This is a genomic window from Isoptericola sp. NPDC060257, from assembly GCF_042726645.1.
In the GTDB taxonomy this organism is placed as follows: Bacteria; Actinomycetota; Actinomycetes; order Actinomycetales; family Cellulomonadaceae; genus Isoptericola; species Isoptericola nanjingensis.
The window spans coordinates 1-12,584 of the sequence record NZ_JBHXAW010000115.1; the positions used below are offsets into that span (position 1 = coordinate 1).

The following is a 12,584-nucleotide window of genomic DNA, read 5'->3' on the forward strand; positions in this document are numbered from 1 at the left end:
CCTCGCCCTGGGTCGGCTGGGTCACGAGCACGTCCTGGCCCCCGACCTTCGCGGCGACGGCGCCGCCCACCGGGACGTCGGCGAGCGCGACGACGACGGTGCCCGCCCCCGCCGCGCCCGCGGAGGCCGCCGCCTCCTGCGGCGTCGGCTTCTGCTCCGCGCAGGCGGCGAGCACCCCCACGCCGGCGATCGCGCCGGCCGCCGCGCCCGTGCCGCGCAGCAGCTGTCGGCGGGTCGGGCCGCAGGGGCAGGCGGCGCCCTCGAGCGCGTCTCTCCCCGGGCTCACGTCGCGCACGTCCCGCACGGTCGGGTGGGTCGACGGGCTGATCGGCATGACGCCTCCGGTGGGTCGGGCCCCGGCCCGCCGGACGCTTCCGCTGACGGCACCACCGAGGAGTGGGAGCATCATCATCATGGACTCGTCCCACGGCGCGGTGCCACCTCGGCCGCGGTCCCAGAGCCCGGCCCGGCCGCCCGCGGCGCGCGGCTGGCGGCTCGCCGCCGCTCTCGCGGTCCTGGTCTCGGCCGTCGTCCACGTCGTGCTCTACGTCGACGGGTACGACACCATCGCCGTCGTCGGCCCCCTCTTCCTCCTCAACGCGGTGGCCGGCGTCGCGCTGGCCGTGCTGCTCGTGGTGTGGCGGCACTGGCTGCCGCTCGTCGGCGGGATCGGCTTCGGCGGCCTGACCCTGCTGGCGTTCGTGCTGTCGACGACGGTCGGCTTCTACGGCGTCAACGAGACGTTCGCGGGCACCACCGAGATCGTCGCCGCCGCGGCCGAGGTGGTCGCGGTGGTGGCGTCGGCCGTGGCGCTCCTGCGGGAGTACGTGCGATGACGGGCCTGTGGAGGGCGGGCCGACGCCGTCGGCGGCGCCCCCTACGATCGAGGACGTGAGCCACCCCGACGACCCGTACGCCGACCTCGTGTTCGACCCGACGGACGAGGACGTCCCGCCGCCCGACGACCAGGCGCCCGAGCGCGAGCCCGAGAACGAGCGCGGCGCCCCGCCCGGACCCCGGACCGCCCGGCCGTCGGCCACGACTCCCGCGACCCCGACGGGCGACCCGGGGCCCGACGCGGCCAAGCGGGCGAAGCTCGCGATGCTCCGCGGCCTGCTCGACAGCGCGGGCGAGGGCGGCGGCACGCTGCGCGAGCAGGCCGAGGAGGCGCTGCGCGCGCTCGTCGGCCGGGAGGACGCGTCGCTGCGGGAGGACCAGTGGCGCGCGATCGAGGCCCTGGTCGCGTTCCGCCGTCGCGCGCTCGTCGTGCAGCGCACCGGCTGGGGCAAGTCCGCCGTGTACTTCGTCGCCACGTCGCTGCTGCGCTCCCGGGGGGCGGGGCCCACCGTCATCGTCTCGCCGCTCCTGGCGCTCATGCGCGACCAGATCGCGGCGGCGGCGCGGGCCGGGATCCGCGCCGTGACGATCAACTCGTCGAACGTCACCGAGTGGGACCAGGTGCACGCGGCCATCGCGGCCGGCGAGGTGGACGTGCTGCTGTGCTCGCCCGAGCGCCTCAACAACCCGGCGTTCCGCGACGAGGTGCTCCCCCGCCTGGCGGCCGACGCCGGCCTCGTGGTGATCGACGAGGCGCACTGCATCTCCGACTGGGGCCACGACTTCCGGCCCGACTACCGCCGGATCCGCACGCTGCTCGCCGACCTGCCGCCCGGCATCCCCGTGCTCGCGACCACGGCCACGGCGAACGCCCGCGTCACCGCCGACGTCGCCGAGCAGCTCGGCGTGCACGGCGCGGCCCCCGGCGGCGGCACCGCCCCGGACGAGGACGTGCTCGTGCTGCGGGGCGGCCTGGACCGCGAGTCGCTCCACCTCGCCGTGCTCGAGCTCCCCGACCAGCCCACGCGGGTGGCGTGGCTCGTCGAGGCGCTGCAGGACGTCGAGGGGTCGGGCATCGTCTACTGCCTCACCGTGTCCGCCGCCGAGCAGGTGGCCGAGCAGCTCCGGGGCGCGGGCCTGGCGGTCGCCGCCTACACCGGACGGACCGACCCCACCCAGCGGGAGCAGCTCGAGGAGGACCTCAAGGAGAACCGGGTCAAGGCCCTGGTGGCGACGTCCGCGCTCGGCATGGGCTTCGACAAGCCCGACCTCGCGTTCGTCGTGCACCTCGGTGCCCCGTCCTCCCCCATCGCCTACTACCAGCAGGTGGGCCGTGCCGGCCGCGGCGTGGACGACGCCGTCGTCGTGCTTCTTCCCGGGCACGAGGACCGCGCGATCTGGGACTGGTTCGGGTCACAGGCGTTCCCCGCCGAGCCGCAGGTCCGCGCCACGCTCGGCGCTCTCGGGGCGTCCGAGGGTGCGCAGTCCACCGCCGCGCTGGAGACGCAGGTCGACCTCAAGCGGTCCCGGCTGGAGACGATGCTCAAGGTGCTCGACGTCGACGGCGCGGTGCGCCGCGTGCAGGGCGGCTGGGTCGCCACCGGCACCCCGTGGGCGTACGACGCCGAGCGCTACGCCCGGGTGGAGGCCACCCGCCAGGCGGAGCAGCAGGCGATGGTCGACTACGTGGCCACCTCCGGGTGCCGGATGGCGTACCTGCGCGCCCAGCTCGACGACCCGGAGCTGCCCGACGGCTGGGCCTGCGGCCGCTGCGACCGGTGCGACGGCGTCGCGCTGCCCGCCGTCCCCGACGCGGAGGCCGTCGCCGCCGCGCGGGCCGACATGGACCGGCCCGGCGTGGAGGTCGGACCGCGCGCGATGTGGCCGTCCGGGCTCGCGGCCCTCGGCCTCGACCTCAAGGGCAAGATCGCTCCCGACGAGCGCGCCGAGCCCGGTCGTGCGGTGGCCCGGCTCGACGGCCTGGGGTGGTCCGGCCCGCTGCGCGACCTGTTCGCCGCGGGCGCGCCGGACGCTGAGGTGCCCGTGCCGCTGCGGCACGCCGCCGCGCGGGTCCTCGACGACTGGGACGCGATCCGCCCCGAGGGTGCCGAGGCAGGCGAGCAGGCCCCCGAGGGCGCGCGCCGCACGGTGATCGAAGGTGTCGTGGCGGTGCGGTCCACGACGCGCCCGCAGCTGACGTACCACCTGGCGTCCGGGCTGGCCGCCTACCTGGGCGTCCCGCTCATCGGCGCCGTCGGCCCGGCCGCCGGCGCCGAGCAGCCCGACCGGCACGACGTGAACTCGGCGATGCGGCTGGCGGGGGTGGCGCGACGCCTGCGGCTGGAGCTGGGCGAGGCTGCCCTGCGCGGCCTTCCCGGGCGCACCGTGCTGCTGGTGGACGACTGGACCGAGTCCGGCTGGACGCTCACGGTGGCCGCACGGCTGCTGCGCCAGGCCGGTGCCGCGGCGGTGCACCCGTTCGTCCTCGGGGTGCGCTGACGCACCGATGACGCCCGGGACCGTCGGGGCATGTCAGCCGTCGAGCAGGCCCCGGACGTCGTCGGCCGCGAGCGCCCGGGCGAACGTGCCCGCGGCGTCGTCGAGCACGGCGTCGAACAGCGCGGCCTTGCGCTGCGCGAGCGCCATGACCTTCTCCTCGATCGTGTCCTGCGCGACGAGGCGCGTCACGACGACGTTGCGGGTCTGGCCGATGCGGTGCGTGCGGTCCACGGCCTGCGCCTCCGTGGCGGGGTTCCACCAGGGGTCGAGCAGGTAGACGTAGTCGGCCTCGGTGAGGTTGAGCCCGACCCCGCCCGCCTTGAGCGAGATGAGGAACACGGGCGCGTCGCCCTCCTTGAAGGCCCGCACGACGTCGGCCCGCCGGCGGGTGGCGCCGTCGAGGTAGACGACGGGCAGCCCGGCCGCGGTCACGCGCTGCTCGACGCGCCGCAGGAACGAGGTGAACTGCGAGAAGACGAGGGCCCGGTGCCCCTCGGCCGCGATCTCGGTCAGCTCGTCGGTCACCACGTCGAGCTTGGCGGAGCCCACGCCCGCGTAAGCGTCGTCGAGCAGCGAGGCGTCGAGCGCGAGGCGCCGCAGCGTGGTCAACGACCGGAAGATCGCCACGCGGTTCGCGTCGAAGTCCTCCAGCAGCCCCAGCAGCCGCTGCCGCTCGCGCTGCAGGTGCGTGTCGTAGACCTTGCGGTGGTCGGGCGTGAGGGGGACGCGCAGCACGCGCTCGGTGCGCTCGGGCAGCTCGGGGGCGACCTGCTCCTTGGTGCGGCGCAGCACGAGCGGGCGGATCCGGCGCTTGAGCCGCGCGAGCGCGCGGTTGCCGGCCGCGACCACGTGGGGGTCGTCGTCGGCGGCCGCGGCGTCGACCAGGCGCGCCGTCTCGGCCTTGAAGCGGTGCATCGACGGGTAGAGGCCCGGCGCGACGATCGCGAGAGCCGCCCACAGCTCCATGAGGTTGTTCTCGAGCGGCGTGCCGGTGATCGCGAGCTTGAACGGGGCCCGCAGCATCCGGGCGGTCTCGTGCGCCCGCGTGCGGGGGTTCTTCGCCACCTGCGCCTCGTCGAGGATCAGCCCGCCCCACTCGAGGGCGTCGAACGCGTCGAACTCGAGGCGGAAGACGGCGTACGACGTCACGACCACGTCGGCCCCGCGGGCGAGCTCGGCCAGGTCGGTGCCGAGCGTGCGCGACGTGGCGGGCATCGCTGCCACCCGCAGCCCGGGCGTGAAGCGCGCCGCCTCGTCCACCCAGTTCCCCACCACCGACGCGGGCGCCACGACGACGAACGGCGGGGCGTCCGGTGCCGTCGTCCGCGCGTGCGCCAGGAACGTGAGGGCCTCGACGGTCTTGCCGAGACCCATGTCGTCGGCCAGGATCCCCCCGAGCCCGTGCCGCCACAGGAAGGTCAGCCACTCGAACGCCTGCCGCTGGTACGGCCTCAGCTCGGCCCGCACGCCCTCGGGGACGTCCAGCACCTCGGTGACGCGCTCCCCCGCCGCGAGCGCGCGCAGGCCGGCCAGCGAACGCCGCCAGGCCTCCGCGGCCTCGACGACGTCGGCGACGTCCTCGAGCCCGCCCCACAGGTCGGCGTCGTAGCGGCTGACCCGCGCCTTGCCCGGCCGGTCGCTCAGCGCGGTGGCCTCCGTGATGAGGTCGCGCAGGCGGCCCAGCACCGGGTTGTCGAGACGCAGCCACGACCCGTCGACCAGGAGCAGCCGCTTGTCGCCGCGGGCGAGGGCCGTGAACAGGCGGGCGAACGGGATCTCCTTGCCCCCGACGGTCACCGAGACCCCGAGGTCGAGCCAGTCGGCGTCCCCCGAGGGCGCCCCGGAGACGACGACGCGGGGGGCGGCGTCCAGGTGCAGGTAGTGCGGCACGTCGCTCGCGTCGACGCGCACGTCCGTCGCGGCCGCCAGCGCGGGGAGCACGCCGTGAGCCAGGTCGAGGGCGTCCAGGCCCTTCAGCTCCGTCCGGCCGGCGAGGTCGAAGCGCTCGAAGCCCGGCACGCCTCGGACGGTCGCCTGGGCCTTGGCACGGATCTCGACCTCGGCGTCCGGGTCCCGCACCGGGTCCGACGCCGCGCCGTCCAGCGGGACGCGACGCGCCGAGCCCGCGCCCGGCACCAGGGGCCCGGGTGGCGGGTACTCGAACCTGCACGACAGGAGCGCGTGCTCCGGCGACGCGAAGGCCACCTCGGCGACGAGCACGGGCCGCGGCGGGTCGGGTAGCGCGACGGACCCGTCGGACACGACGCGCACGGCGCGGCGGAGCACGGGGAGATGCTCGGCATAGAGCTCCCCCACGTCGTCGCCGGGCACCTCCACCCGGCCGACGACGACGAGCTCGCGCGCGGCGTCGGACAACCGGCGCGGCGTCGGGCCGAGCCGGAGCACGGTCCGCCGGTCGGAGGCCTCGACCGCGTACAGGCCCGTGTCGCCCACCGTGCCGAGCCGGGACCCCGGTGTCGCGTCGACGCCGTCGAACGCGACGACCGGGTCGAGGCGCACCCCAGCGTCCGTCGCACCGTCCGCCGCCGCCCCGATCCCCGTCCCGACCGTCAGCCGGATCTCCGCCGCGTCCGCCAGGAGCACCTCGTCGCGCGACCCGTGCGCGACGAACGGGATCTCCAGGTCGGCGGCCTCGGCCAGCAGCGCCCACAGCCCGCGGCCGCCGGCGGCCAGGGGGCGCCAGGCGCGCCGACCGCGACCGAACCCGCCTCCGTCGCCGAGCGCGGACCCGAGGTCCGCGAACCAGCGTCGTACCTCGGGTGCGGGCGTGGCGCGCACGTCGGCGAACGCGTACAGGCCGGTGGCCAGCGCCTCCCAGCTCGCCTCGGGGGCGACCTTCCAGCCGGTGCGCCCGGGCACGACCGGCCGCACCGAGAGCTCCGGGGGCAGGCCGCCGAACGCCTCGTCGAGCCGGAACCGCAGCGCGACCGGGAGGACACCGCCGTCGCGGGCGGCGGACTCGCGCGATCCAGGGTCCCGGGCCCCGGTCACCCCGGCCAGGCGCCCGCGCCACCCGACGGGCACGTCGTCCTCGTCTCCGGCGTCGGCCCCCGCGGCGTCGGTCGCCTCAGGGTCGGCGCCGACGTGCAGGAGCACGGCGGCGACGTGCTTGCAGTCCTCGCGGACCGGGCAGCTGCAGGTCGAGCCCTCGTAGCCGTACCGCCCGTCGGACCCGACGGCGAACGACACGCGGCAGCTGTACGGCTGGCTCCCGCTGCCCGCGACGCGGGCCGTGAGCTCCCGCGCGTCAGGGTCCCAGTGCCACGTGCGCACCATGCCCGCGCGCTGGTAGCCCTGGGCCCGCCGGAACGTCGCGCTCCCGACGACGTCGCCCACCACGACCGGGTCGAGGCGGGGTGGCGGCGCGGGCATGCGTCCATGCTCGCACGGCCCTCCGACGCGGCCGCCGGCGTCAGCCGTGGCGCTTGGCACACTATTCTTCCGAGCCGCGAGAGCAGACCGTCGACGCGACGGCCATGCTCCGGCGCCGCTCAGGTGCCGGCGCTCAGGCGACGCAGCTCAGAGGAAGCGCCCGCGGACGGCCTCGCCGTGCGCGGGCAGGTCCTCGTCTTTCGCGACGGCGACGATACGGTCGCCCAGCTCCTCGAGCGCGTCGCGGGTGTACTCCACCACCTGCACGGACTTCAGGTAGGCGTGCACGCCGAGGCCGCTGGAGAAGTGCGCGGAGCCGCCGGTGGGGAGCACGTGGTTGCTGCCCGCCATGTAGTCGCCGAGGGAGACCGGCGACCACGGGCCGACGAAGATCGCCCCCGCCGAGCGCACGCGCTCCGCGAGCGCCGCGGCCCCCTCGGTCTGGATCTCCAGGTGCTCCGCGCCGTAGGCGTCCACCACCGCGAGGCCCTGCTCCAGGTCGTCGACGAGGACGACGGCGGACTGCGGCCCGCTGAGCGCCTGCAGGACGCGTGCGGAGTGCTTGGTGGACCCCACCAGGTCGCTCAGCCGGGCCTCCACGGCGCCGGCGAGCTCCACGGACGGGGTGACCAGCACGGAGGCGGCCATCGGGTCGTGCTCGGCCTGGCTGATGAGGTCGAGGGCGACGTGCCCCGGGTCGGCGGTGGCGTCGGCCAGCACGGCGATCTCCGTGGGCCCGGCCTCGGCGTCGATGCCGACGACGCCGCGCACCAGGCGCTTGGCCGCCGTCACGTACACGTTGCCGGGGCCCGTCACGACGTCCACCGGCTCGCACAGCACGTCGCCGTCCTGCGGCTCGGTGCCGGCGGCCCCGTACGCGAACATCGCCACCGCCTGCGCGCCGCCGACGGCGTACACCTCGTCGACCCCGAGCAGCGCGCAGGCCGCGAGGATCGTCGGGTGCGGCAGCCCGCCGGCGTCCTTCTGCGGCGGGGACGCGACGGCGAGCCCGGGAACCCCGGCCTCCTGCGCGGCGACCACGTTCATGATCACGGACGACGGGTACACGGCGCGGCCGCCGGGCACGTACAGGCCCACGCGCTGCACGGGGACCCACCGCTGGCGCACGACGGCACCGGGCGCGAGCTGCGTGGCGTGCTCGGTCGGCACCTGCGCGGCGTGCACCGCGCGCACGCGGCGGATCGCCTCCTCCAGGCCCGCCCGTACCTGAGGGTCGAGCTCCTCGAGCGCGTCGGCCAGCGCGGCCGCCGGGACCCGCAGATGCTCCGGCCGCACACCGTCGAGGCGCTCCGACAGGTCACGGAGCGCGGCGGCGCCGCGGGCCCGGACGTCGGCGATGATCGGGGTGACGGCCTGGATCGCCTGGTCCACCCCGACCTCGGGGCGCGGCAGCACCCCGAGCAGCTCGGTGCGGGTCAGGTCCTGCCCGCGGAGGTCGATGCGTCGGATCACCCGGCCAGTCTAGGCAGCGCGCACCGCCGCCCGGGCGCCGGTGCCGGAGAATGGACGCATGAGCGCCGACCACGACAGCCACCACGACGGCATGGACGTCCCGATCCGCGACGACATGATCCGCCTGGGTCAGTTCCTCAAGCTCGCGGGGCTGGCCGAGTCCGGCACGCACGCCCGCGACCTGGTCGCCGACGGCGAGGTCAGCGTCAACGGCGAGGCGGAGACCCGGCGCGGTCGCCAGCTCGTCCGCGGCGACCGCGTCACCGTGGCGCTCCCCGAGGGCGACGAGACCGCCGTCGTCGCCTGACGCGGACCGTGGTGGGCGTTCGTGTGGCGCTGTCGCACGACCCACAGCATCGAACGAGCGCCCACGACGATCAGGCCATGTAGGTGGAGGCCATCGCGCGGTCGGGGGTGAGGCGCAGGACGACGCGCTCGGGGTCGTGCTCGAGCGGTCGGTAGCGCTTCGCGTACCGCACGACGGCGTCCGCGACCTCGTCCGGGTCCTCGCTCACCTCGATCGCCCCCTCGAGCGTCAGCCACCGCCCGCCGTCGACCTGGCAGAGCGCGGCCCGCGGCCGGCCCCCGTCGGCCGTCGCCCGGCGCGCGTTGGCGACCTTCGTCGACGTCCGCCGTGCCGTGGTGCGCGCGACCCCGGCGTCGGCGTCCCAGGTGAAGGCGACGGGGACGACGTGCGGGCTGCCGTCCGCGCGCAGGGTGGTGAGGGTGGCGAGGTGGCGCTCGGTGACGAACACGAGCTGCTCGGGGTTGAGGCGGAACACGCCCCGAGCCTACGGCCGCCGGTGGCAGCCCACCGATGAGTCCGGAGGCGGGCTGCGGTCCCACGACCGGCCGGACCGTCCTGCCCGAGGAGCCCGCCGTGACCGCCACCGTCCCCACCCCCGCTCCCGTCGTCGTCGACCGCGCCACCTGGCTGCGCGACCGTGAGGAGCTGCGCGCCCGCGAGAAGGCGCACACCCGCGAGGGCGACCATCGCGGCGTGACGTTCGCCGTCTTCTGCGAGGGCCCCTGGGGCGAGGTCGCCCCGTTCGTGGAGTTCATGGGCTACCGCGTGCCCTGGTACTCGATGCAGGGCGTGACCGACGAGGCGGTGGGCGGCGGGCTCAGCGACGACCGCGGGCTGATCTCCTGCTACCTGCGCGTCGGCGACCGGGTCCTCGCGAACGAGACCACGCACCGCGGGTCGAGGCGATCATGGCGCAGGCGCAGCTGCTCGACCTGACGGTGTACGGGCGGCAGGAGCGCTGGGAGGACTCCCCCGCCGGGTGGCCGCAGCACCCGACCGCCACGTGGTGGAAGGGCCGCGGACGCCCGGTGCCGCAGTGGTCCCGGCCCGGGGCGACGGCGTACGACCCGCACGCGGCGCACGGCCACCACCACTGATCCGCCGGCCCCGATCCGATCTGGCCGCGCCGGGTCAGAACCCGCCGGTGAGGATCGGCGGCACGCGGGTACCGTGTCGCCCTTCGTCGTGCAGGGCGCGCAGCACCACCAGCTCGTGCGGCACGACCGGGTCGGGCAGCGCGACGAACGGGAACCAGCGCAGGTCCCCGACCTTCTCCGGCTCGCGGATCTCCGGGGCGCCCGCCCAACGGGTGGCCGTGAAGAAGAAGTCGACCCGCTGCTCGAGCGCCGGGCCGCCGGGCTGTCCGCGGTGCATCGTGGTCACCGGTACGAGATCGGCCGGGTCCACCTCGACACCGAGCTCCTCGCGCACCTCCCGCACGGCGGCGTCGAGGACGGACTCCCCCGCCTCGACGTGCCCCGCCGCGGCGGCCGCCCAGTGCCCGTCCCTGTACCCCGTGCCCTGCCGCAGCTGCAGCAGCACCTGGCCCTCGCGGCGCAGGTAGACGTAGGCGGCCGGGACGACGCGGAACCGGTGGGCCGCCGAGCCGTCGTCCACCGCGGCCCCCCGACCCGTCACGACAGGCAGCTCGGGCCGAGGAGCGCCTTGAGGTCGCCGAACAGCGCGGGCGACTTCTCGACCCGCAGCGTGTCCGCCGCGCGCACCACCGTCCGCTTGCCGGGCTCCGCGACGCTCACGTGCACCTCCGCCGAGCCCGGGTGCGTGGCGAGCACCTCGCGCAGCCGCACCATCACCGGCTCGACGCAGCGGGTGTGCGGGACGGTGACCAGCACGGGCGCGTCGGCGACGGCGGATGTGTCCGGCAGAGAGACCTCCATCGCCTGCAGCTGCATCTGGTCGTCGCGACGCCGCACCCGGCCGCGCAGCGTGACGACCTGATCCTCCGCGAGGATCGTCGAGTACGCGAGGTACGTCTCGCCGAAGAACATCACCTCGACGGCACCCTCGAGGTCCTCGACCGTGACGGCGGCCCAGGGGTTGCCGTTCTTGCTCATCTTGCGCTGCACGCTGGTGAGCAGACCCGCCACCGTGACCTGCGAGCCGTCCTGCCGCCCCTCGTCGGCCATCAGCGACGCGATCGACGTGTCCGCCGCCCGCGCCAGCACGTGCTCCAGGCCCGACAGCGGATGGTCCGACACGTACAGCCCGAGCATCTCGCGCTCGAACGCGAGCCGTTGCTTCTTGTCCCAGTCGGGCAGGTCGGGCACGTCGACGGCGAACGTCATCGCCGCGTCCTCCTCCGCACCACCGAAGCCGGCGAAGAGGTCGAACTGGCCCTCGGCCTCCTTGCGCTTCACGGAGATGACCGAGTCCACGGCCTGCTCGTGCACCACGAGCAGGGCCCGGCGCGGGTGGCCGAGCGAGTCGAACGCCCCGGCCTTGATGAGCGACTCGATGGTGCGCTTGTTGCAGACCACGGCCGGCACCTTGTCGAGGAAGTCCGTGAACGAGGTGAACGCACCCTTCTCCTCGCGCGCGGCGATGATCGCGTCCACGACGTTGGCGCCGACGTTGCGGATCGCCGTCAGGCCGAAGCGGATGTCGTCGCCGACGGCGGTGAACTTGGCCGCGGAGTCGTTGACGTCGGGCGGCAGCACCGTGATGTGCATGCGACGGCACTCGCCCAGGTAGAGCGCCATCTTGTCCTTGTCGTCCCGCACGCTCTGCAGCAGGCCGGCCATGTACTCGGTCGGGTAGTTCGCCTTGAGGTACGCCGTCCAGTACGAGACGACGCCGTACCCGGCGGAGTGCGCCTTGTTGAACGCATACCCGGCGAACGGCACCAGGGTGTCCCAGACCGCCTGGATCGCGGGCTTGGAGTAGCCGCGCTCCTTCATGCCCGCCTCGAAGGGGACGAACTCCTTGTCGAGGATCTCCTTCTTCTTCTTGCCCATCGCGCGCCGCAGCAGGTCGGCCTGGCCGAGCGAGTACCCGGCGAGGATCTGGGCGGCGCGCTGCACCTGCTCCTGGTAGACGATGAGGCCGTACGTCTCGCCGAGCACCTCGCTGAGCGGCTCCTCGAGCTCCGGGTGGATCGGCTCGATCTTCTGCATGCCGTTCTTGCGCAGGGCGTAGTTGATGTGGGAGTTCATGCCCATCGGCCCGGGGCGGTACAGCGCGATGACGGCGGAGACGTCCTCGAAGTTGTCCGGCCGCATCTGGCGCAGCAGCGAGCGCATCGCGCCGCCGTCGAGCTGGAACACGCCGAGCGTGTCGCCGCGGGCAAGCAGGTCGTAGGTGGCCTTGTCGTCGAGCTCGACCGTCTCGATCGCCACCGGCTCCTTGCCGTTCATGACGATGTTCTCGAGCGCGTCGTCGAGGATCGTGAGGTTGCGCAGCCCGAGGAAGTCCATCTTGATGAGGCCGAGGCCCTCGGACGTCGGGTAGTCGAACTGCGTGATGACCGCGCCGTCCTGCGGGCGCCGCATGATCGGGATGATGTCGATCAGCGGATGGCTCGACATGATGACGCCCGCGGCGTGCACGCCCCACTGGCGCTTCAGGCCCTCGATGCCGCGGGCCGTCTCGACCACGCGCTGGGCCTCGGGGTCGGCGTCGTGCACCGCGCGGAACTCCGCCGCCTCGGCGTAGCGCTCGTGCTTCGGGTCGAAGATGCCCGACAGCGGGATGTCCTTGCCCATGACGGCGGGCGGCATCGCCTTGGTGAGCTTCTCCCCCATCGCGAAGGGGAACCCGAGCACGCGGGAGCCGTCCTTGAGCGCCTGCTTCGCCTTGATGGAGCCGTAGGTGACGATCATCGCGACGCGGTCGTCGCCGTACTTCTCGGTGACGTACCGGATGACCTCGGCGCGCCGGCGCTCGTCGAAGTCGACGTCGACGTCGGGCATGGAGATGCGCTCCGGGTTGAGGAAGCGCTCGAAGATCAGGCCGTGCTTGAGCGGGTCGAGCTCCGTGATGCCCATGACGTAGGACACCATCGAGCCGGCGGCCGAGCCGCGGCCCGGACCCACGCGGATGCCCTGCTCCTTGGCCC

10 protein-coding genes and 1 pseudogene are annotated in these 12,584 nt (G+C 74.7%); 5 read left to right on the forward strand and 6 right to left on the reverse strand.

Translation table 11 applies throughout. From position 1 onward, the window contains the following. Positions 1 to 334 (reverse strand): annotated as a pseudogene (locus tag ACFWEK_RS11230) (hypothetical protein); the annotation flags it as partial. Between the two features lie 79 nt (positions 335 to 413). Here ACFWEK_RS11230 and ACFWEK_RS11235 point away from each other — a divergent pair. Next, positions 414 to 836 carry a hypothetical protein gene (locus tag ACFWEK_RS11235; RefSeq protein ID WP_430554094.1) on the forward strand — a complete coding sequence of 141 codons (423 nt, stop codon included), beginning with the start codon at positions 414 to 416 and terminating at the stop codon, positions 834 to 836. 265 nt (positions 837 to 1,101) lie between these two features. Further along, the gene (locus ACFWEK_RS11240; RefSeq protein ID WP_430554102.1) at positions 1,102 to 3,336 is read left to right on the forward strand and encodes a RecQ family ATP-dependent DNA helicase; all 2,235 of its coding nucleotides are present in this window, start codon (positions 1,102 to 1,104) and stop codon (positions 3,334 to 3,336) included. 33 nt (positions 3,337 to 3,369) lie between these two features. On the opposite strand, the gene ACFWEK_RS11245 is transcribed toward ACFWEK_RS11240, so the two are convergent. Together ACFWEK_RS11245 and hisD are read right to left on the reverse strand one after the other, a co-directional pair. Then, positions 3,370 to 6,729: an SNF2-related protein gene (locus ACFWEK_RS11245; RefSeq protein ID WP_430554095.1), complete on the reverse strand. Its 3,360-nt coding sequence runs from the start codon at positions 6,727 to 6,729 to the stop codon at positions 3,370 to 3,372. A 147-nt stretch (positions 6,730 to 6,876) separates the two neighbouring features. After that, a complete protein-coding gene (gene hisD / locus ACFWEK_RS11250) occupies positions 6,877 to 8,202 on the reverse strand; it encodes a histidinol dehydrogenase (protein WP_430554096.1) in 1,326 nt (441 codons plus the stop codon). Positions 8,203 to 8,260: 58 nt separating this feature from the next. Here hisD and ACFWEK_RS11255 point away from each other — a divergent pair, with 58 nt between their 5' ends. Continuing rightward, positions 8,261 to 8,509 carry an RNA-binding S4 domain-containing protein gene (locus tag ACFWEK_RS11255; RefSeq protein ID WP_430547388.1) on the forward strand — a complete coding sequence of 83 codons (249 nt, stop codon included), beginning with the start codon at positions 8,261 to 8,263 and terminating at the stop codon, positions 8,507 to 8,509. Positions 8,510 to 8,579: 70 nt separating this feature from the next. Here the strand turns inward: ACFWEK_RS11255 and ACFWEK_RS11260 are convergent, their stop codons facing one another. Further along, entirely contained in the window at positions 8,580 to 8,984 is a 405-nt protein-coding gene (locus tag ACFWEK_RS11260) for a pyridoxamine 5'-phosphate oxidase family protein (RefSeq protein ID WP_430554097.1), read from the reverse strand. A gap of 98 nt (positions 8,985 to 9,082) precedes the next feature. On the opposite strand from ACFWEK_RS11260, the gene ACFWEK_RS11265 reads away from it, so the two are divergent. Together ACFWEK_RS11265 and ACFWEK_RS11270 are read left to right on the forward strand one after the other, a co-directional pair. After that, positions 9,083 to 9,445, forward strand: coding sequence for a hypothetical protein (locus ACFWEK_RS11265; RefSeq protein ID WP_430554098.1), 363 nt, complete (start codon positions 9,083 to 9,085; stop codon positions 9,443 to 9,445). Continuing rightward, complete coding sequence (locus ACFWEK_RS11270) at positions 9,418 to 9,606, forward strand: hypothetical protein (protein WP_430554099.1); 189 nt, start codon at positions 9,418 to 9,420, stop codon at positions 9,604 to 9,606. Before ACFWEK_RS11265 ends, ACFWEK_RS11270 begins: the two co-directional genes overlap by 28 nt. 34 nt (positions 9,607 to 9,640) lie before the next feature. On the opposite strand, the gene ACFWEK_RS11275 is transcribed toward ACFWEK_RS11270, so the two are convergent. After that, positions 9,641 to 10,147, reverse strand: coding sequence for an NUDIX domain-containing protein (locus ACFWEK_RS11275; RefSeq protein WP_430554100.1), 507 nt, complete (start codon positions 10,145 to 10,147; stop codon positions 9,641 to 9,643). Then, a partial coding sequence (gene dnaE / locus ACFWEK_RS11280) for a DNA polymerase III subunit alpha (RefSeq protein ID WP_430554101.1) occupies positions 10,144 to 12,584 on the reverse strand: 2,441 nt, incomplete at its 5' end. The genes dnaE and ACFWEK_RS11275, both read right to left, overlap by 4 nt.